Source organism: Peribacillus sp. YIM B13482, assembly GCF_042787975.1.
Lineage (GTDB): Bacteria > Bacillota > Bacilli > Bacillales > DSM-1321 > Peribacillus > Peribacillus simplex_A.
The window spans coordinates 44096-66524 of record NZ_JBHZPF010000012.1 but is presented as its reverse complement, the minus strand read 5'-3'; the positions used below and the strand labels follow the sequence as shown (position 1 = coordinate 66524).

The following is a 22429-nucleotide window of genomic DNA, read 5'->3' as shown; positions in this document are numbered from 1 at the left end:
ATTAAATGAGTATTCACCTTATTTATTAGAATTCAATATTTGAAACAGATCTTCCTCAGTAAGCATCGCATCTGGAAAATCACTTTCTATTAAAGAACCTTGATCAAATTCAGATCCCTTGATTTCCATCACGACTTTGCCAATGGCTTCTATTAATAAGCTCATTTTTTCTTCAGCTAATTTTGAAATTATTTTTAAGATTAGTCTTCCGTCCTGAATCATGGCCAAAAAATGGAGTTTCGGTTTTTGTTCAAATTCACCAAAGTCCTGGCTATTGGATGATTCGAATTGAGAGTCCAACCTTCCTAAATAATTAAAAGTAACGTGGATATCCGGCTCCTGAATGACCCCAGGACTAAAATACTTGATCACACCATAATCAAAACCTTTATTCGGAATTTCCCTTATAGCATTCTTCGTGTTTTTTAAAGTATCATCAAACGCCTTATCTGAATGCAGCAATATTGGATACATCGCAGTAAACCAGCCAACGGTCCGAGTAACATCCATTGTTTCGTCCACCATTTCCCTGCCATGCCCTTCTACTTCTATCCAGAATTTCTTCACTTCAAAAGATTGGTTCAAACTCTTCGCAATTAATGACAACAATACTTCTTCTACAGTCGCTTTAGATTGCCCTGTTAATTCCTGGATCAAAAACTCAGTTTCTTCTTCACCGAATGATTTCTCCACCGTTCTTTCTTGCGTAGCTATAAAGTCTTCCCCTATCATGAAATCCGTTATTTCACTTTTTGTTTTTTGTTCCCAATAACGGAGTGTTTCAGGGTCCATCAACGTTTCATTGTATTTCTTTAAGAAATTTGACCAGTCCTTAAATGATGAAGTTTTATAGGCGAGTTTCCCTTTTTGATTGTTTAATGCTTGATCATGGAGATGATTGAAATCTTCAAGTAAAATCCTCCAGGAAACTGCATCGATTAATAAATGATGGATTACCCAAAAGAAGCGATACTTGTTCATTTGTTCTTTTAAAACAAGCATTTTCATGATCGGTCCATTACTTATATCCAATGAACCTTGAACCGTACTTTCCCATTCATCTCTCGTTTTTATTCGCGTTTCCTCATCTAAATGATGAATATCCTTATAGACTAACTCCCATGTTTTGTGTTCAGAGTCTATATTCCCGATATATTTTTCGTCATGCTTTTCAAATAAGGTCAACAATCCATCATGATGTTCCACGATTTGAGATAGAATACTTTCAATATCCTCCATTAGGGCACAGGAATTTTTACTAAACACAATAGACTGGTTCCAATGATTGATGGAAGTCGTGTGTTCAGCAAAGAACCATTCTTGAATGGGGGTCAATTCCACATTTCCTCTAGTGGCTATTGGTTGAATCATGACTTTATTTTCAGTTTTTGCAACGGCTGCAAGCTCAGCTACCGTTTGATTTTCAAAAATTGATTTTGGACTGATGATTATACTTTCCTGCCTTGCTAGGGAACATATTTGGATGCTCTGAATGGAATCGCCACCAAGTTCGAAAAAGTTATCTCGGATACTTATGTCATCTAACCCTAAGACATTCTTAAAAATCTGAAGAAGCACTTTCTCATTAAACGTCTTAGGTTCTTCTGATGTATTGTTTCTAGTGACTGGTACCGGAAGAATTGCTGAATCAATTTTCCCATTTGCATTTAACGGAAAATTGTCCACTTGCATAAAGAATGAAGGAATCATGTAACTTGGTAATCTCTCTTTTAAAAATGCTTTTAAGTGATCGTTATCAACCTGTTGTTTTGATGTGAAATAAGCGATTATTTGTTTATTTAAGTTTGGCTGATCCTGAACCATAATGAATGAGTCACTTACTTGCGGATACGCATTGAGATTGACCGAAATCTCCTCAACTTCCACCCGGAAGCCTCTTATTTTCACTTGATTATCCTTACGCCCCAGAAAAATCAACTCACCATTGTTCGTGAATTTTGCAAGGTCACCGCTGCGATACAAACGCTTTCCAGCTTTAAAAGGATGTTCAATGAACTTTTCTTTTGTTAAATCATCATTATTCACATATCCAACAGCTAATCCTTCACCACCAATATATATTTCCCCTGCAGCACCTATTGGTACGAGTCTTTGCTCAGGACTTAATAAATAGACGTCAGTATTCAGGATTGGTTTGCCTATCGATACTTTATTATTAGTAGTTTCATTTTTTTCAAACGCTTTAAACATTTCAATCGTGGTCCATACTGAATATTCCGTTGGACCATAGGCATTATAAAAATTTATATTTTGATAGCGCTCCAGCAAAGCTATTGGACATTCAGATCCGGCTGAACCAACGAATTTCACATCAGATCCATCTATATTGAGCTCTTGTAATACCGCTGGCGGCAATACTAGATGCGTTAACTTTTCACTTTTGATTTGATTTTCCAATGCGAATAAATCAAACATTTCCTCTTTATTATTCCCGATATGCAGCTCTGCACCATTTAATAGGCTTCCAAAAATCTCATATATAGAAGCGTCAAAATTAAAGGTAGCAAATTGTAATACCTTTGAGGTCATATCAAGCTGTAAGTACTTGTTTTGACTTATTACTAAATTCACTACTCCTCTATGGGATAACATGACGCCTTTAGGTTTTCCTGTCGTGCCGGAAGTATAAATTATGTAAGCTAGATCTGATGGTGTAATCATTTCGGTACAGCATTCGGAATCCATGTAATGGACAGATTCAAGATCTATTACATTAGCTATCTTTTTAATCGCAGGTACCACAACTTGATTCGTAATGCATATGTCCATTTTTGAATCATTGATGATATATTCCAACCGTTCAGCTGGTAGCATGGGATCAAGCGGAACGTATGCACATCCAGCTTTAATGATTCCCAACATGCCGATTACCATCTCAATAGATCTGCTAACATGCAGGCCCACTTTATTAGAGCCATTTTCCATATAGTTTCTAAGCAATTTCGCAATCACATTTGACTTTTGATCTAATTCTGAATAGGTAATGGTCTTACCATTATCAGCAACGGCTAATTTGTTTGGATGCTTCTTAACGATTCTTTCCAAAATGGAGGTGATCGTCTCATTTTGATGTAAATCCGAAACCTCACCTTGCCACTCAAATAACAATTTATTCATTTGATTTTCGTCTAAATAATCCAAATGACAAATGGGCATATTTGTATTGTTACAAATTTGGAATAACCATTTTTCGAAACTCATCATGAGTCTTTCGATTGTTTCCCGTTTGAAAAGCTCATCGGAATACTCGAATTCAAGTATTAGGTCAAGAGAACCCTTTACTTTTATAGTTAGATCATAGTTTGAAAAAGGTATTTCGAATTGGTCTTGTTCAAGCGTGAAGAATGAATTGCTAAAATTCCCTTCGAAGCTTTCTTCCATAGCCAAAGCTGTTTGGAACAATGGGGATTGGCTTAGATGCCTGTCTGGATTAATGATTTCAACAATTTTTTCAAATGGAAAAGCCTGATGTTCCAATACATCCAAAATCACTTTGCGATTTCGGGTCAAGATTTCATGAAATGATTCCGTAACATCCACCGTTAACTTCAGTGGCAGCGTATTGACAAAGCACCCAACTGTCCGGGAAAATTCTTCTTGACCGCGGTTTGCGACGGTACTCCCAACAATGATTCGATTCTTCCCGGTATACTGACTTAAAAACACTTGATAGGCGGTCATCATAAAAGTATATAAAGTTGTGCCATTCTCCTTTAAAATCCTGTCTATCAATAAACGAAGTTCATCCGTTATAGGCATTTCCAGTCTGTCACCAGAATAAGAAGGTGATTTTGGACGCTGAAAGTCAAATGGAAGTTCTAATGCTTCTTCCTCCCGATCTAAATAACTTTCCCAAAACCTCCTCTGGCTTGGCGTACTTTCCCTGACCCACTCCTTATGCCAGACAGCATAATCTAAATATTGCATGTCCACAGGAGGAATATCACCAACCTTGCCCGTTTGAATCCTTTCATAAATCTCCATTAACTCCTCGAAAAAGGTTACAAACGATACTCCATCAAAAATGATATGGTGAAAATTGCATACTAAATAATACGTTTTTTCCTCAATTCGAAATAGCTTCATATTAAATAACCGATCATTTTCCAGATCAAAACATCTTTCCATTTCTTCAGTAAGATGAGAGGTGACCATTATATTACTGACTTCGGGGCCTACTTCCCGACAGTCTTCATAGGCTATTAAGTTACTGCTGTTTTTTGACAAGAATTGAAGTACTTGATGTTCTTCACCCTTAAAATTGGTTCGTAAAGTTTCATGGCGTTCAATCATGATATCTAATGCCTGTTGTAAGTCACCAATGTCCACTACGCCATTTAAAATGAATTTAAATGGCATATTATAGAGCATTTTCCTTTCATCGAGACTGTCAAACAGATACATTCGATCTTGATTATGAGAAAGCATCCCTTCCCTTTTTCCACGTTTATAAGGCTTATTGACCTCGTCTTCTCTCATGCTGAGAAGCATGTCCAGGAAACTTGCCAACTTTTCTATGTTCCATTGACTTGTAATGATTTCAGATGTTAATTGAATACCGAACTCCCGTTTTATCGAAGACAAAAACTCATCCTTTTTTTCATTTGTACTTAGTGATGCATTCATGTCCTCTAATAGTGATATTTTAAGAGGTTCGATGATAATTGAAATCATGTTTAATAGCCTATCTTCCGTTTCACTTATGATCCTGTTCATAGAACATCACCTCAATTCTTTTCCATTCAACTTAACTTATTAATATCGTCCAATTGTTTGATGAGTACAGATAGTTCCTGTATGGTTGATTGTTCGAACAACACTTTGATTGGCAATCTTACTCCCATGTTATTCTTCACCATTTGAATAAATTGCATAGCTAAAAGGGAATTCCCCCCTAAATCAAAGAAATTAGAATCTGTACCAATGGTTTCTTGTTCTAAGATCTCTTTCCAAAATCCAATAAGCTTTTCCTCAATTAACCTTTCCTTGACCGCAATAGTTGTCTCCATATATTTCCCCTCACTTAACTTTCATTTTTTCTAACATTCCGTTTAAGATTTGATTAAATATAGAAATGACTGATGTCCTTAACTTTAGATTGACCGCTGCCTCATTAAACTTAATTTGAACACTTGAACCAGGGTTAATGATGATGACGATTGGATAATGGGTGGTTTCCCGCCCTTCTTTCAAACTTACATTGATTTCACCAGTATTAGCTAGTTGCATGGGATAGTTTTCAAAAGCATATAATGAGTCAAATAAATGATCTTTCATATTAGCCCATTCATAAATTTCTGATAATGGTGTATTCTCATAGGCACTTAGTTCCAAAAATTCCTTTTGAACCTCATCCAGCAGTTCCATGTAGGTCTTCTCTTGGCTGATATTCTTTATAAACGGAACGGTATTGATAAATGGACCAACCATAACCTCAATATTTTGGACCGGGATATTCCTGCCTGATGTCACTACGCCGCAACATACATTATCCGTACCTTTTATTTCTTTTAAAGTAGCTAGCCAAATAGTTAGAAAGAAAGTATTCATGGTAATCTTGTATTCCTGACAGAATCGTTGAATGGAATCACTCAATTCCTCATCCAGTACTTTCAAGTAGCTATTCTCAATGTAACCCTCGCCTTCCAACATTCCCGTTAAACTAGGTACAGAACTTCGGACACCTTCCAGTTTCCCTGCCCAATAGTCCCGCAGCTCCTTATTACTCGTATAATCTTTCATATATTCAACATACTTTTTAAATGAGGTACTCAAAGATGATGACGGTGTTATTGAATGATAAGAGTCAAAAATGTCATTAATCACCATCGAATAACTCCAACCATCCATAATAATATGATGGAATGTCCATATTAATTGGTACTCATTTTCCGCAAGCTTAACGATCATGAAGCTATTCAACCTATTGTTCTCGATATCTATGATTTTGTATTGATCTGCTAACAACTTTTCCAGCTTCGCTTGATGATCGGTCATTTCTTCATATTTAATCTCGATATCCATGGAACTCATTAATAGTTGATAGAATATCCCTTTTCTACTTGAATATAATTTCGTTTTTAAAATGTCATGTTTCCCAGCTGCTGTCCCAATGGCATTCTTTAATTTTGCGACGTCCAGAACGCCTTTAATATCAAAAATGAGTTGTACTTTATACTGACTGCTCTCACTATCAAATAAACTATGATATAACATCCCTTTTTGCAAAGCAGTCAATTCATAAATATCAACAATTCCTGTTTCTTTGCTTAGTAGTTGGTTAAGTTCCTCTTCAGGCACATCCACTATTGGAAAGTCTTCCGGCCCGTACATCGAATTTTCCAATTTTGTCACTGCTTCCAACAATTCCAGCAAATTGTTTTGAACATAATTCTCAAAATCTTCTCTTACGAAATGTCTGTTGTAGTTTATTTTTATAGTTTGCTCTTCATTCACTACAAGTAATTCGATATCGATTTCATGCTCGGTATAGGAATTATGTTGAATATCATGTTCACTAAAAAAGATGACCTCCTTCGCAGCCAATTCATTGTTTTGATGAAATCTACCTAAATTATTAAAACTGATAAGTGGCTTATTTTGTTTCATTTGTGTCTCGCCACATAATTCGGTCATGATCCCATACTCAATCCCTTTATTAGGCAAGGCCCTTAACTTTTTCTTTGTACCTTTAATCGTGTTTGTAATGGATTCTTTATTTTCTAAATAAACCGGGCACATGGTCGTAAACCATCCCACTGTTCTGGATAAATCGACATCTGCGAATAATTCTTCGCGACCATGTCCCTCCAAAGTAAAATGAATATCTTTTTTATTAAAATAATTCCCGATTAGCATTGCAAAAATAGATAAGTATATTTCATCGATAGATGCTTTATGAGCTTTTGTCATTTCATTATAGATTTTGTTTGTAATTTCTTTATTCAGCTTCATATCAAATGATCTTCCATCGTATACATTCCCTGTTTTGACCAAGGCGTTTTCATACAGTGCATTATTCTCATTCAACCAGTACTCTTTAACGACTAAAGGAATACTATTTTTGTAATCATTAAGGTTATTTGCCCATTCCTTATATGATGTCGTTTTATTATCCAGTTTTAGTTCTTGATCGTTAATATCTTGAATATATAGCCGGTCAAAGTCTTCGATTAAGATTCTCCAGGAAACCCCATCAACAAGTAAATGATGAATGATCCAAATGATTCTATGCTCATTTTTGCCTGTATTGATGCATACAATTTTCATCAGCGGTCCGTTTGAAATGTTTATGCCCTCTTGTGCATCGATTCCGAGTTTAACAATTTCCTGTTCTTGTATGTCCTTATTCATGTTTGATAGATTTACGTAATTCAAAGTCCAATTTTCATTCGGATCCGTATTTTTTTCTATTTGTGAAAATGCTTCTTTGCTAGTGAACCTTGATCTCAGCCCATCATGATGTTTAACGATATGCGCCATGATCTTCATAAGCCTTTTCTCACTCAGTTGCGGGTAGCCCTTTAATGTTACGGATTGATTCCAATGATTATAATTATTTATTTGTTGAGAGAAAAACCAACTTTGAATAGGTGTAAATGATGCCTTTCCAAAAACGTCAGACTGATTTATCGTTAAATCCCCCGTCGATTCCACAACCTTTGCCAGCTCTTCGATACTTTGTTTTTCAAAGATATCTTTTGAAGTAATGAAAAGATTTTCTTTCTTGGCAAGTGAACAAATTTGAATGCTTAGGATGGAGTCTCCCCCACATTCGAAAAAGTTATCGCGGATGACTATTTCCTGATTATTCAGGACCTCTTTCCATATCTTTAGCAATTTTTGTTCCGTTTCATTAATGACACTTTTACTTTTAGTCTCTTCCGAGTTCGTTTTTGTATCCGGTAAGCTCTTCGTATCCACTTTGCCGTTAACGGTCAGCGGAAAAGACTCCATTTTAATGAAGTAAGAAGGAATCATATAATGAGGAAGATGATTCTTCATATAATCCCTGATATGATTTTCTTCCAGATCATTGTCTGAGATATAATAAGCAATGATAAATTTCTTCGATTTAGATTCATCTTTTATCGCGATAAAGCAATCCTTTATACCTGTACATTTGTTTAGAACAGCACTGATCTCACCAAGTTCGATACGATATCCCCGGATTTTCACTTGGTCATCCGCTCTTCCTGCAAATAGTAAATTTCCATCCTCGGTATACTTAACCAAATCTCCAGTTTTATAAAGCTTTTTTGAGGGATTGAACGGACTCGGAATAAAGCTTTCATCGTTCTTCACCGGATTATTTATATATCCTCTTGCAATTCCTTTTCCGCCGATATACAGCTCGCCTATTTGACCTTTAGGTGTAGGCTTCATCCTGGAATTCAACACGAACGCTTCTGCATTTAGAATTGGCTTACCAATGGGGATCACTGTATCATCACTTGGAAGTACCTTATATACAGTCGCTACCACAGTACCCTCCGTTGGCCCATAATTATTATATAAGTCAAAACTCAAACGATCAGGTTTCGTTTTTAAACGATCCCCACCTGTCAATATAGCTCTGATTGATTGCGGGAATTTCATTTCGTTGATAAATAATTGCTCTAGCAGTCCCGTTGAAAAAAATGCGAGTGTGACACTCTCCTTTTCTAACTTCTCCGAAAGGATCTCAACATCCAGTAAATCATAGTAATCCAGAATCAGGAGTTTATTCCCATTCGTTAGGTAAGGGAATGCCTCCCAAACAGAAGCGTCAAAAGATGTATTCGAAACCAGTAATGCTGCATCTTTTTCATCAACAGAATAATAATCGATATGCCAATCACAGAGGTTTGCCAATCCGCCATGTTCAATCATGACTCCTTTAGGTTTTCCCGTTGTTCCTGAAGTGTAGATGATATAGGCCAAATCATTATCCGATAGCTTTCTTGAATCGAATTCTTCACATTCACTTTCTCTTACTTTTAGTATGTCTTCGATCAATATTAGTTTTCCTTCATCACCGGGATACTTTGAAAGTCCTTCTTCATTACTTAAACAATATATGATTTGAGAATCCTCAATCATATGTTTCAGCCGCGACTCTGGCTGTGACGGGTCCAAAGGCACGTACCCTGCCCCAACTTTCATAACGGCTAAAATAGCCGTTACCATATTGATCGATCGATCCATAAAAATACCTATTCTATCTTCTGCACCTACATCGTTTCGGAATAATTTATGTGCCACCTGATTTGCCCGGGCATTTAACTCGCTATACGATACTTGATCATCTCCATGAACAATGGCAATATCATTGAAATTTGTACGTACTTTATTCTCAAACCTAGTTATTACATCTTCAAAATGTTGATCTTCCATTTCTTGTTTTACGTTACTTGTCCCCATTTCGATTAGTGATTGTAACTGTGCAGGCTCTAAATAGGTAATGTCCTTTAATTTCCTGCTTTCCTGGGCTGTAATCTCTTGCAGCCAATATTTGAAATTTTTAGCCATTCTTTGAATCGTCGTTTTATTGAATAATGATTTGTTGAATTCAAACGAAATGACTAATTCATCCTCATCAATTTCCTCTACCTGAACAACCAAATCAAATTTAGCTTTAAAGGTATTGATTTTTTTTGGTTTTAATTTGAAATCTTTATACGCCAGCTTTTCTTTTTGGTTATTCTGCAGAACAAATACTGTATCGAACAAAGGCGTATTTTCCATGGTTCTTTCTTCCGATGAATATTTTAAAATTTCTTTAGTAGGTAAATTTTGATGGTCAAAAACACCTGCAATATTTTTTATATTTTTTCTTAAAATCCCTTTAAATGAATCATCCTGAGATACCTTTATTTTAAAGGGCAAGGTGTTGACGAAATAACCTATCAATTGTTCTGTATCCACATGGTTTCTCTTCGCCAATGGACTTCCGACGACAACTTCCTCTTCATCAAAATAAACAGACAAAAAGGTTTGATAGGCTGTAAGTAAACTCATGAACAAAGTCGACTTCGTTTTTTTATGAAGACTTTCTAGATTGTGTTGAATATCTTTTGGTAACAAGAAGCTGATAATATCGGAAGTGCTTTTACCTTCTCCTGTTTTTTGATGATCATATTGTAATAAGGACTTTTGCTGTAATGCAGTTATTTCATTACTCCAGAACTCATTATCCTTGCCACTTATATAATTTGGTGAGTTTTTTTGCCATAAAGCATAATCTCCATATTGAATGGATTTGTTATTTATATCATTTTGTTCCCCATTCTCGATTTCCTCATAAATGGAAAACCAATCATTGATCATTAATGGAATCGACCAACCATCAAAAATAATATGATGGATATTACATATTAATTGATATTCACATTCATTTTTCTTCACTAACGCAATCCATAAGAGAGGACCATTACTTATATCGAATTGTCGTTCCGTTTCTTCATTCACCAAGTGATTTATTTTTTCTTCCTGTATGTCTAAAGGAATGTCCGAAACATCAATATAGTTAATACAATGGTTAATCGACTCATCAAAAACCAAGATGCCTTTTCCAGATTGTTCTCTTATGATACTTTTTAAAATTTGATGTTTATTGCTCAGCTTATCTAAAGATATCTCCAGTTTTCCTTTATTCACTTCACCTGATATTTCATAAGAAAAAACTATGTTATATAACGATTTATCTACATTGGTTTGGTGAATGAACCACAAATTTTCTTGTTCATATGTTAAAGGGTATGTATTCATGTCATTTATAGGTATATAATCTTGCTTTACCTCTTCTTTTTTACGGGTTTCTAAAACTTGGGATAATTTCGCAATCGTATCGTTATCCAAAAAAACTGAAGGAGCGATTTCGGTATTGAATTGATCTTTTATCTTGACAATTAATCTCATTATCGATAATGAGTTCATTCCACTTTCAAGTAATGACTGATTATTTTTTATAACCTCATTACCTATGATGCTAACAACCACTTCTCTTACTTTTTCACTTATTTTTTCATCTGCTGGACTCTTAATACTCGATGCAGTTTCACTGTCTTTTATAATGACTTTGGGTAATAATGCTTTGTCCAGTTTTCCGTTTACAGTTAAAGGGATGTTGTCTACCTTGATAAAAAAGCTTGGTATCATATAGGACGGTAATGAGCTTCCTACACTTTCCCTCAAATAATCAGCAGCTAATTCCTCATCAGCAACATAGTATAAAAATAAATGCTTATCATCATTAAACGCTGTATCTATTGTAACGACAGCATTCTTGATGTTTTTCAATTCATTGTACGAGCTCTCAATTTCCCCTAATTCAATCCTGAAACCCCTTAGCTGCACTTGCTCATCATTCCTGGAGATATATTGCAGATCCCCATCATCTAAAACTTTCACTACATCCCCTGACTTATAGTAGCGAACATTATCGATATAAGTAAATTTCATCTTATTCATCATGGCATTTTTATAGTAACCTAGCGAAACACCTTTTCCTGAAACGTATAACTCGCCCTCTTCATCTCCAATTACTTCTTCTCCATTTTGATTCATTACTTTAAATCCAAGATGAGGCAGGACTTTTCCGATATTAGTGATTCCTTTTTCAACATCACTTTTAGCGATTTCTTTGTATGTTACATGAACGGTGGTTTCAGTTATTCCATACATATTTATTAGCTTTGGCAGCCTGCCGTTTTCTGGCGAAAACCACTGCGCCAATTTTTTGAAGTTTAATGCTTCCCCTCCAAATATAATGTATTTTAAACTCAATTCATTTTGACGATTTATGAGCTCTCCACTCACCTCGAAGAAAGCACTTGGCGTACAATTAAAAACGGTTGTTTGAGTACTTACCATTAAATCAACAAAAGATATTGGATTTCTGCTTTCTTCAAATGAAACCATTACGACTTCTCCGCCATAAATCCAAGCTCCCCACATCTCCCAAACGGAAAAGTCAAATGCGTAGGAATGGAAAAATGTCCATTTATCTTTATTACTAAACTCGAACAAACCCTCGCAACCTAAAAACAAGTTCATGACATTTTCATGTGAAACACAAACTCCTTTAGGCTTGCCGGTTGAGCCCGATGTAAAAATGATATAAGCTGGATCCTTTGGGTCAATTAAGGTATGTAAATTATCACCTGTCATATCTTTAGAATTCTCTACCACCTCATCAATGGTTAAATGCCCACAATCAATATCGTCAAGCTGACCTTTATCCCCTATTAATAACTTCAATTCCGAATTCCTTATTATATGCTTTACTCTTTCATCCGGACTTTTAGGGTCGATAGGTACATAGGTAACACCCAATTTAAGGAGTGCTATGATTAAAAATAAAACATACTCGGACTTTTCAATATAGATTCCGACATTGTCTCCTATATTTATCCCTTGATCCTTTATATACATCGCCATTTTATTTGCCAAAATATTTGTTTCTTTATATGAAAAGTGCATATCTTTATTTCTTACTGCAATATTGTCCTCATATTTCCTAACACTTGCCTCAAATAAATTCACTAAAGAATCCATATTCATCATTTTCCCCCATCATTTTAAATATGTGCCTGATGCGACCGTCAACATATGAAAAACTAAAGAAATTAAAGCTATGAAAATCGTTATGATTAATGCTTTTTTTCTCTTAATGAGTGCTAATTTTTCTAAGCTATAGCTGAATAAAATTAAACTGACAATATAAAACAATTCAAACTCAGCCATGAATGTGTGAAGAATTGAAGTTTTATCATGCACGAGTAAGGATAAACTAGTAAATGTCGTTTCCTTGCTCTTAACCAATAATGCGATTATTGCATTAACACCAGATCCAACTACAATGCATATCCCTGCATTAATGACAGCTTGACAAATCCCTTTTATATTTACCGATCTTTCTTTTGAGAATAAAAATAATAGGCATACAATTATTATTTGAATAATAAATGTAACCAATAATCCAAGAGCTCCCATAACAATTGTGTTTATGGCAAAACTCATGACCCCTATCTCTGAAATGGACATGCCATTTAATACATTCATCCCTTTTTGATCTGCAGAATATAACAAAAGCGTCGTCTCGATACCTGCAATTAAACTGAGGATCAATAACGAAATGATTAACTTATGTACTCTTTCCTCTTTTTTAAATAGATATTGTACTAGTTTGTTATTTTTAAATTCAGCATTTGCTTCCACTTTTAACTCCATTGGTATTCCCCCTCAATTTATTTCCTGGAATTTATTAGAAAATAAACTCCTTCACTTTCCTTAATCTTTTTTTGTCGGATTCCGTTAAATGCCTCCAAAAAGTCAGAGTCAGTTTTCGTTTTAGCTTCAATATCGATTCCCATTGGATGCAGTTGATCAAAAATCAAGATTCCAAAAGTTTTATCTGTATGAGTGATGGAAATACCGATGTTCATTGGTAAAAGACAAGTTATTAACAATTACCGGCTGTCCAAATTCTCCTTTCAACAGGGATATATTCTTTATTTCATCCAAACCTATATCTAAAAATTCATAATTGCTTTTTTTCACAAACAAACTTTTCTTTGCTTCGATGATTTTTTGGGGCCAGCTTGCAAATTAAATAATTCCATTCTTTTCGTTGAAAATATCATCAATTTATAGTCCAAATTGACTGAATCCGCTTCATAAAACTTTATCTAAGTTTTGAAAATTTTTTTCTTATTCATAAAATATTCAATCAATTATAATGACTCTCCTCCAAATTACATCCATTTTTATCCTGTAAAATTTCTTTTTTAAAACAAATATTTCATTTTCTAGGTTAATTATTGCCTATTATCATTATCGATAACACTTTATCACAACAATTTTGTCGAGTCCATTAAAAATTTGTAAATTATCTACATTAAATAATAACTTTACCAATTTACCTAATATTAATTTATTTAAATATTTTTATAAAAATATAAAAATTTTTAATTGGCCACCTTTATTTCTCCAATAAAAAAAGCCGTATTTTATTTTTCACTATAATTGTGAAAAATAAAAAATGGCTTTATATACTGTTCATTCATTTATGGTTGTTTCGTGAAAATATGCATTGCCTTTTTTAATATCTCATTCTCCTCCTGTAAGTCTTTGATTATTTTATCCTTTTCCTCTTTCAGACTTAGCCCTGTAAAACCATTACGGGAATCCTCCAAGCCCTGTTCATTTGTTTCTTTATAATTATTGATCCAATTTCTTAATGTAGGTATCGAGATATTGAGCTCTTCGGCCAATTCTCTAGGTTTTCTGCCTTCTTCCAATACTAATCGAGCAGCATAAATTTTAAAATCTTTATCATGGTGCTTCCCCATAATAAGACACTCCTTTTTTAAATTTATTTAGTGCCGATTTTCTGTACATCCTTTATCAACGAAAAAAATTTTTCTAATATAAAGACTTTCATAAATATAGTTTCAACCTATTAACCAAAACGGAATTGATTACTATTACGATCATTAAAATTATGAGAGCTCCCATAATTGGCTGGACACTGAACCAGACCAAGCCAAAATGAATGAGTGCAACCATGATTAAAAATGGAAATCCATAAAGTAGGCTTATTAATACATTGGGGTTTGATTTAATTGCAGCTGATGGGTTCTCCCATTCTATACTTGGGTTTTTCATATCATATATGGGTGTTAGAAGATTATAGCAAACCACTAAACAAGAAATAATTAACAACATGACTGCACTTTCCAATTCCCAATGGCCAAATAGAGCAAATATTAAAAAGCTGATCACTACGGCTATAATACTGATAATTGATGAAAATATCACTTTAGAAAAATAAACATATCTTTCATTAAAAGGGGCACTTTTCAGTAAATAATGATATTTCCCTTCTCTTGAATATGGGGTTCCGCTTATATTATTTATACAACTCAAAAAGAGGACAGAATATGAAAAGTATTTATCAAAGACTCCTTCTTTCGTTATATCCAAATAATTTGGAAACACTTCCTTCTGTATCAACAATAGCATTACTAGTGAAAAGATTGGCGGTAATAAAAGACCTAAAACTATTTGCATCTTAAAATATGCTTCAGACTTAATGATCCATATCTCTCTTTGTAAATAGTTACTCCATTGATTTTTGGAGATATTGACCTTTGAGTTTTTCATATTCATTTTATTATTTTCCAATAACCCGTTTTTAAAATAATTAACAGAAATGTTTTCTATAATGAATGTATATAATAGGAAACTGATTAATATTGTCGAAATATAGATAACAAGAAAATGAGCAGTTATTTCATTTGATACAAATGCATCTAGTATCCAATTAATCACTGGAATCATATTTGCGGTTTCAAACATATGTTTCATTATGAATTCCAACGAGTTTTTTAACCCTTCAATAGAATTCAAATCAATTTCCGAAATGACCTTTGATATAGCAATTGATGATTTTCCAGCAAAATAAACAATGGAAATAATCAAAAGCATTAGGATGACAGCAATGTTCACCATTAAATATGCTACTTTATTTTTGAATTTATAATAATACCTATTAATGCACGACAGAATGAATAGGAGGATTAATGCCGTTAATCCATTTACAATGGGTAAAAATATAAATAATTTAATCGCTTCCATAAACTTATGTCCGACTATCAAGAATCCCATGGTCGGCACTTGGATTACCATCGATAAGATGATAGGTACCCATAAGCTACTTAGTACCTTAGCCTTTGATATCTCCTTATAGGTCAGTGGCAGCGGAGCCAATACTTTAAATTCATAATAAGCAAAAATTTGCGATGTGGATAAATAGCAAACCAATGCAAAGACGAGAATGCTCGAAATGGTTAAATTGTAAAACAGGAAGACCTGGGTATCCCCAAGAAAATAAACAAAGGCATTTACGACAGTTAGCTGCAAAAACATATAAAAAACGGCTATTATCAAAACAGCCTGCAGCATTGTCTGCTTTGGCATTTTATAGAAGGAAGAAACGAAAAATCTAGTTAATTGAAGTTTTTCCTTCATATACCTGAGCCTCCATAAAGGTAGATTCTAAAGAACTTTCACCTATTATATTTTTTATTTCATCATGCAGGATGATTTTACCCTCTTTTAAAATAGCCACTGTATTACAAATTTTTTCTGCCACATCTAACAGATGTGTCGAGAAAAACACTGTACCGCCCATTTCAACATATTGTTTGATTAACCCCTTAAAAACTAAAACGGCGTTTGGATCTAATCCATTTAACGGTTCATCCATAATGATGATCGGGGGATTAATGGTAAAAGCCGCTATCAGGGATACCTTATGCATCATCCCATAAGAATAGCTTCCCATTGGCTTTTTAATGGAATCCTGCATCCCAAACCGATTGATATATTTCCCCAAACGTTCTTTGTCATCATTCCCATATAGGTTCATCAAGAACCGAATCCAATCAAACCCCGAAACATTTTTAAATACATTGATAGTATCAGGAATGAAGAAAAATTGTTTTTTAAATTCTATGCCGTCTTCCTTGGTCAGGCCATTTATTTCAACCCTTCCATTTTCATAATCCAATATGCCCGTAATAATATTCAGCGTAGTTGTTTTTCCTGCACCATTCGCACCTATAAAACCCAAAATTTCCCCTTTTTTGATTTTTAGATTTACACCATTCAATATCTTCTTTGTTGAGTAGCTTTTCTCTAAATCTGTGATGCTTAACAATGTTATCATCCTCCAATCACTTCATGAATAACACATTTCCTCCCAAACTTATTCGTTATTGAATTTCTTTTTTGAAATCCATATGTTCGTTACTAATATCGTTAGCGCCGTCAACGCAAGTGCGGCTAATGCACCCCAAATCGCCTGTGTATTGACTGTACCTAAAATCAGTACTTCCATGGCATGTTTACTCATGCTTGCTGGATTCAAATTGTCCATAACCGGATTTAAACCAACAATGATTCTGCAGCCGAGGAGAAATACAATCGAAATTATTGCAATAATACCCTGACTATTAAAAATGGTACTGATCATCGTCGTGAATGAAACGATAAATAGAATCCACAGCAGATAGAACAACAAAGCTATTATTAAATCCACAAAATCAACACTCGTAAACAAAAAAACTACATACAGATATGAAACCAAGTATCCTAATGCTACACTGCAGGCAACAAATAGATAGTTGGAAATGATTTTCCCGCTTATATAAGATACAACCGTCACGGGCCTTGTAAGAATGAAAGCCAGCATACCATTTGCTTTATCAGATTGTACGACCCCCATCATGGAAACGATGATGATCATGACCCCCAGCTGATCAAATTGGGACCCTAATGTACTTGCAAGAACTTCGCCGCCTTTTTGGGCAGCCATGCTTGGATCAATCGTGATTCCTTGGCCCCCACCCAGTGCCTCTAATATTGAAGGTAAGTAATAGCTTACAACTGGTTGAGTTATTCCTAAAAATATAAATACAAGTGGCAGCCAAATCACTTTAAATTCACGTACCATCTGAACAAATTCCTTTTTCGCTAAAACGGTAAAATTATTCATTTTTCCACCACCAATTTTAAGAATATCTCTTCCAATGTATCGTTATCTATTTCAAACCTTACAAGATCAACATTATGCTCAAGAGCACTCGCGAGTAACATGTTCTTGTTCGATTCAATATTTTCCACTTCTATCTTTAATTTATTTCCCGTTACCTCTACACCTTTTACAAAGTTCATGCTTTTAACGTTTTCAATCCATTTTTGACTTTTAGAGGTTATATCGACATTAATTTTATTTCCGCTATTCCTGTTTAATAATTCTGACATTGTTGTATCTTCGATTTTTTTACCACTCTTTATAATGACAAATCTCTCACATATTTCTTCTGCATCGCTTAATATATGTGTCGATATTAAAATTGTCGTATCTTTCTTTATTTCTTTTATTATATTTAACACTTCTCTCCGGCCGATTGGATCTAATGCCGAAACTGGTTCATCCATGACAATCAATGCTGGTTTATGTAACAACGCTTGTGCAATTCCAAGCCTCTGTTTCATTCCGCCTGAAAAAGTCCTCACCTTCGAATTCTCTTCCCCGCTCAAACCTACTTTCGACATTATCTCTGGAATGCCCCTTAATAATTCTTCCTTCTTGATGCCTGAGAGCTGCCCCATGAAAGTTAGTGTTTCTTTGGCAGTCATCCATTGAAAGAAGTTTGGGTATTGCGGTAAGTAGCCTATTTCCTTTTTCATTTTTGAAATTTTCTTACCATCAAGCAATACCTCTCCCATACTTGGATCTATAATATCTGCAATCACTTTTATTAGTGTCGATTTACCAGCCCCATTTGGCCCGATCAATCCAACACATTCCCCTGATTGCAGTTCCATTGAAAAATTATTGACCGCTGTTTTTTCTTTGAATTTTTTTGTAACATTTCTAATTTCTAATTTCATATTCTGTCACTGTCCTTTCTACCAATAACGAAGTACAGAATTGGACCAATAGTATTTGCAAAAATAATGATGAGTGTCCACAATAAAACATTTTTTCTCGTCTTTCGATGTCTGTATAAATCAATCAATGCTATAAGGACTAAAATCAATCCAATAACAATTACCGGTAAAATAATCGGCAGAATAGACATGAAATCAATATCTTTCAATTCGTTCCATCCATAATGCAATTCCATATATAATCACTCCTTTAATAACGAAATAATGTTATCATTATCAATAATGATAACATGTAAACTGGAATATTGCACCTATTTTTTTCTTTATAAAATATTGTTTTAGTTTTTATTGTTATTTATAATGATAATATTATCATTATAAATAACAATAAAAAATATAATGATATTTTTAACGCTTATTCGTGTAAATCCTCTATGCTTTATTGCATGGAGAGATTAGCTTTTAACAATTGAAAATATTTAAAAATGGCTTTTTATTTACTTCGAAAAAATATTTCGGTAATATTATTTTTCCAAATGTGTCATTTTCGTAAATGAAAATGATTCCAACATTACAATATATGATTAAATAAACTTATTATTCATGACCTATAAGGAAAGAGAACTGCTGAAACATCAAAATTGATTAACATTATCCAGTTATTAATTTCTAATGTAAGGAGAATACGATGATTAATAAAGCTGAAATTTTAATGCACCCTGTAAGAATAAAGATTTCTCAAGCTTTAATGAGAAACAGGGAAAATGGTTTAACACCATTAGAAATGTTAAAAATCATTAAAGATGTACCACAAGCAACATTATATAGACATATACAGGTTTTGTTGGATTCAGGGGTCATTCGCATTGTAAAAGAGAAAAAAGTGAGATCCGTTTCCGAAAAATACTATGTTTTAAATGAAGAAGAAGCGCGACTTAGCGGGGAAGAATGGAAAAAATCTTCAAATGAGAAAAAACTGAACTTTTTTTCTTATTATCAATTATCCCTTATGACTCAATATCAGAACTATCTTACTAAATTAGAAGAAAGAGACTGCTCAGAAGATGGGTCAACCTTTTCACTTTTAGAACTAAAGCTTGATGATGAAAGTTTTATTAACTTTCAAAATGAATTGAACGATTTAATGTTGAAATACTACAAAGCTACGGATCAAAGTGCTAAACAGGACTCTCCAATACGAACCATCGGCGTTACAATTATTCCAGAATCATAAACAAGTGAAAAAGGCTGTTCCAAAACCATGGTACCATAAACCATAAAAAATATAGAAAAAAACGTTAAAAACATATCTATATATTCACAAGCAATAGGTCCCAATCTCTTTTGGAACAGCCCCTTCATAATGGAAGAAACTCCAATAAAAAAAGTTTACCACCAAGTTTTTATTATTTGCTTTGAGGACATCAAAATGAGTATACCCGATGTCAGCTGCAAGAGGGTCACTCATCAACTATCAATTTTTCCCCAAAGCTTCCTTGATACTGCCGTATACTTCGTCCCAAAGGTGTTTATCTTCAGAAAAAGCCACTGTTATCTTTTTAAAAACTTCTTTTTGCTCTGCCTCAAAACTTTCATCATCCTTAGCAGGCAGGTCAGATCTCAACTCCATTACGTACTCTTGCACTTTTGGTGCGCGAGGTCCCCAAACCGCTTTTTCTTCACCATTCCTATCAATGAATATAAAGATTGGAATAGAACGCGCTGTTCCATTCGTTAAGTATTGATCGATCAGCTCAAGATTTTGATCTCGTAAAACCATGCGAGTATCAATATTTGCCGCTTCAGATATATTCAGCAGAATAGGTATATTCATCATTGCATCTCCGCACCAGTCTTCAGTAATGACAATTGCTCGAAGTTCCTTCGATTTTAATTCATTAAAAAAAACTTGATCCGCTTCAGTAATGGAAAAACGCTCCTGAATCGATTGTAAGTTTTCTTTATGGACTTTCATCGAAGATATAAATTCTTTAGCCGGAATCCCCTTTTCAAACCATTCATTCAGTGTCGTCATACTATTTCTCCTATCTATTTTTAAGTTAAAAGTACCATAAACCACTTATTATTTCATTGTTTCAGCCCTAAAATTACAAATGGTAAATTAAATCCATGTTTTCATTCCCGTGTAAAGGGAAAACTCTAAATACATTCAATAGCTTACTAACTATTTTATATTCATTAGAACATTGTTTTCTAGTTTAGGAGATGAAATTTGTGGAAGGTTTTCTCTTTGCGCTACTCCCTGCATTGACATGGGGCAGCTTAGTGCTTGTTTCCGAAAAACTTGGAGGCAACTCTTATAATCAAACACTTGGCATTACAATCGGTTCATTACTGTTTGCCATCTTGATGTCTATCATCAATCCACCGGAATGGAGCAGTCTAGTCTGGATTGTCGGCATCATATCCGGAATAGGGTGGGCATTCGGGCAATTATTTCAATTTAATAGCGTCAAGGAAATCGGAGTATCTAAAACCGTTCCAATCTCAACCGGACTGCAAATCCTGGGAAATACATTTTTTGCCGTTATCATTTTCAGGGAATGGAATGACAAAATTACAATCATCATCGGCATAGCTGCAATCATCTGCTTGATTACGGGTGTCTTGCTGACAAGCTATGGCGACGGTGTAAACAAAAAAGAAGGAAGCATGAAAAAAGGGATTTTTTATCTTTCCATTTCAACGTTGGGTTATGTTACATATGTCATTGTTGTCAGATGGAATGAAGTTGACGGATGGTCGGCCATCCTGCCACAAGCAATTGGCATGTTCCTAGCTGCCCTGCTCCTTTCCATCAAACATAAACCGTTTAATAAGTATGCCGGAAGAAATATTCTAACCGGAATGATGTGGGCAGTGGGTAATATCGGTCTCCTGCTCGCTAATCCAAAGGTTGGCGTTGCCATTGCATTCTCATTTTCCCAAATGGGAATCGTCATTTCCACTTTAGGAGGCATCTTTCTTTTAGGAGAGAGAAAATCCAAAAAGCAGATGGCCTTCGTCATCATCGGATGTGTACTCGTAATTGCTGGTGGAATCATGATTGGCTTTACAAAAGAATAGTAAAAGGAGCGATAAATGATGTATGAAGATTTAGAGAAAAAAGTAGTCGTGATCACTGGGGCGGCAAAAGGGTTAGGTAAAGCCATGGCCGAAAGGTTCGGTAAAGAAAAAGCACATGTCGTATTAAATTATCACACTGAAAATGGCGACCATAAGGAAATCATTAAAACGATTGAAGCAGCAGGCGGGAAAGCCGCAGCCATTCAAGGCGACGTTTCAAAGGAAGCAGATGTAAAGAAATTACTTTCATTTGCTATCGACACTTTCGGTACCATCGACATCATGATCAACAATGCAGGCATTGAAAATGAAGTCCCGAGCGAAAAGCTGACGCTTGAGGATTGGCAGAAAGTCATCGATGTAAATCTTACGGGTATGTTCCTCGCAAGCAGGGAAGCTATCAATTATATGCTCGATCATGGTATCAAGGGCAATATCATTAATATGTCTTCCGTTCATGACCGGATTCCATGGCCTCATTTTGTCCATTATGCAGCAAGTAAGGGCGGAGTGAAGATGATGACAGAAACCCTTGCACTTGAATATGCTCCTAAAGGGATACGGATAAATAACATTTCCCCCGGCGCAATCGACACACCCATCAATGCAGAGAAGTTCAATGACCCAAAATCTAAACAAGAAGTCATCGACCTGATACCGATGGGATATATCGGTAAACCGGAACAGATTGCCGCTTGTGCTGCCTGGCTAGCCTCAGCTGAATCAAGCTACGTAACGGGCATGACCTTATATGCTGATGGCGGAATGACCAAATATCCAGGATTCCAAGCAGGAAAAGGCTAAAGTTTTTCTGTTTTAGGTAGCTGTTGAAATTTCCCTTTTATAACAAGAAAAAGTCATGTATATGGATAGTAGA

The 22429-nt window shown here is 34.8% G+C and carries 14 protein-coding genes; 3 read left to right on the top strand and 11 right to left on the bottom strand.

The genetic code is table 11. From position 1 onward, the window contains the following. Positions 1-18 precede the first annotated feature (18 nt). The 10 genes from ACFX4L_RS08655 to ACFX4L_RS08610 form a co-directional block, all read right to left on the bottom strand. Entirely contained in the window at positions 19-4737 is a 4719-nt protein-coding gene (locus ACFX4L_RS08655) for an amino acid adenylation domain-containing protein (RefSeq protein ID WP_377404765.1), read from the bottom strand. A gap of 26 nt (positions 4738-4763) precedes the next feature. After that, positions 4764-5030 (bottom strand): phosphopantetheine-binding protein, encoded by a 267-nt coding sequence (locus ACFX4L_RS08650; protein WP_125161872.1) that lies wholly within the window; start codon positions 5028-5030, stop codon positions 4764-4766. A gap of 10 nt (positions 5031-5040) precedes the next feature. Then, positions 5041-12564, bottom strand: a complete 7524-nt coding sequence (locus ACFX4L_RS08645) for an amino acid adenylation domain-containing protein (protein ID WP_377404762.1) — start codon at positions 12562-12564, stop codon at positions 5041-5043. A gap of 12 nt (positions 12565-12576) precedes the next feature. After that, on the bottom strand, positions 12577-13233 hold the full coding sequence (locus tag ACFX4L_RS08640) for a hypothetical protein (RefSeq protein ID WP_377383581.1): 657 nt from the start codon (positions 13231-13233) through the stop codon (positions 12577-12579). A gap of 836 nt (positions 13234-14069) precedes the next feature. After that, positions 14070-14354 (bottom strand): transposase, encoded by a 285-nt coding sequence (locus ACFX4L_RS08635; protein ID WP_377383584.1) that lies wholly within the window; start codon positions 14352-14354, stop codon positions 14070-14072. A gap of 88 nt (positions 14355-14442) precedes the next feature. After that, positions 14443-16035, bottom strand: coding sequence for a hypothetical protein (locus ACFX4L_RS08630; protein WP_377404759.1), 1593 nt, complete (start codon positions 16033-16035; stop codon positions 14443-14445). Further along, a complete protein-coding gene (locus tag ACFX4L_RS08625) occupies positions 16010-16726 on the bottom strand; it encodes an ABC transporter ATP-binding protein (RefSeq protein ID WP_317777769.1) in 717 nt (238 codons plus the stop codon). Before ACFX4L_RS08625 ends, ACFX4L_RS08630 begins: the two co-directional genes overlap by 26 nt. 48 nt (positions 16727-16774) lie before the next feature. Next, the gene (locus ACFX4L_RS08620) at positions 16775-17563 is read right to left on the bottom strand and encodes an ABC transporter permease (protein ID WP_089362839.1); all 789 of its coding nucleotides are present in this window, start codon (positions 17561-17563) and stop codon (positions 16775-16777) included. Then, positions 17560-18465: an ABC transporter ATP-binding protein gene (locus ACFX4L_RS08615; protein ID WP_377404755.1), complete on the bottom strand. Its 906-nt coding sequence runs from the start codon at positions 18463-18465 to the stop codon at positions 17560-17562. Before ACFX4L_RS08615 ends, ACFX4L_RS08620 begins: the two co-directional genes overlap by 4 nt. Beyond that, entirely contained in the window at positions 18462-18701 is a 240-nt protein-coding gene (locus ACFX4L_RS08610) for a PLD nuclease N-terminal domain-containing protein (protein WP_061461669.1), read from the bottom strand. Before ACFX4L_RS08610 ends, ACFX4L_RS08615 begins: the two co-directional genes overlap by 4 nt. A 452-nt stretch (positions 18702-19153) precedes the next feature. Between ACFX4L_RS08610 and ACFX4L_RS08605 the strand changes: the two genes are divergently transcribed. Continuing rightward, complete coding sequence (locus tag ACFX4L_RS08605) at positions 19154-19699, top strand: helix-turn-helix domain-containing protein (RefSeq protein ID WP_089362838.1); 546 nt, start codon at positions 19154-19156, stop codon at positions 19697-19699. Positions 19700-19939: 240 nt separating this feature from the next. Here ACFX4L_RS08605 and ACFX4L_RS08600 read toward each other — a convergent pair whose 3' ends face one another. After that, a complete protein-coding gene (locus tag ACFX4L_RS08600; protein WP_377404752.1) occupies positions 19940-20500 on the bottom strand; it encodes a thioredoxin family protein in 561 nt (186 codons plus the stop codon). 200 nt (positions 20501-20700) lie between these two features. On the opposite strand from ACFX4L_RS08600, the gene ACFX4L_RS08595 reads away from it, so the two are divergent. Both ACFX4L_RS08595 and ACFX4L_RS08590 read left to right on the top strand, forming a co-directional pair. Beyond that, positions 20701-21552 carry a GRP family sugar transporter gene (locus ACFX4L_RS08595; protein WP_377404749.1) on the top strand — a complete coding sequence of 284 codons (852 nt, stop codon included), beginning with the start codon at positions 20701-20703 and terminating at the stop codon, positions 21550-21552. 18 nt (positions 21553-21570) lie between these two features. Then, positions 21571-22356, top strand: coding sequence for a glucose-1-dehydrogenase (locus ACFX4L_RS08590; protein WP_377404746.1), 786 nt, complete (start codon positions 21571-21573; stop codon positions 22354-22356). Positions 22357-22429 lie beyond the last annotated feature (73 nt).

Coding starts and splice junctions, on each gene's coding strand:
- ACFX4L_RS08650 (WP_125161872.1), bottom strand. CDS start 5,030: ATGGAGACAACTATTGCGGTCAAGGAAAGGTTAATTGAGGAAAAGCTT.
- ACFX4L_RS08645 (WP_377404762.1), bottom strand. CDS start 12,564: ATGAATATGGATTCTTTAGTGAATTTATTTGAGGCAAGTGTTAGGAAA.
- ACFX4L_RS08610 (WP_061461669.1), bottom strand. CDS start 18,701: ATGGAATTGCATTATGGATGGAACGAATTGAAAGATATTGATTTCATG.
- ACFX4L_RS08630 (WP_377404759.1), bottom strand. CDS start 16,035: ATGAAGGAAAAACTTCAATTAACTAGATTTTTCGTTTCTTCCTTCTAT.
- ACFX4L_RS08615 (WP_377404755.1), bottom strand. CDS start 18,465: ATGAAATTAGAAATTAGAAATGTTACAAAAAAATTCAAAGAAAAAACA.
- ACFX4L_RS08605 (WP_089362838.1), top strand. CDS start 19,154: ATGATTAATAAAGCTGAAATTTTAATGCACCCTGTAAGAATAAAGATT.
- ACFX4L_RS08635 (WP_377383584.1), bottom strand. CDS start 14,354: ATGGGGAAGCACCATGATAAAGATTTTAAAATTTATGCTGCTCGATTA.
- ACFX4L_RS08655 (WP_377404765.1), bottom strand. CDS start 4,737: ATGAACAGGATCATAAGTGAAACGGAAGATAGGCTATTAAACATGATT.
- ACFX4L_RS08640 (WP_377383581.1), bottom strand. CDS start 13,233: ATGGAGTTAAAAGTGGAAGCAAATGCTGAATTTAAAAATAACAAACTA.
- ACFX4L_RS08590 (WP_377404746.1), top strand. CDS start 21,571: ATGTATGAAGATTTAGAGAAAAAAGTAGTCGTGATCACTGGGGCGGCA.
- ACFX4L_RS08600 (WP_377404752.1), bottom strand. CDS start 20,500: ATGACGACACTGAATGAATGGTTTGAAAAGGGGATTCCGGCTAAAGAA.
- ACFX4L_RS08620 (WP_089362839.1), bottom strand. CDS start 17,563: ATGAATAATTTTACCGTTTTAGCGAAAAAGGAATTTGTTCAGATGGTA.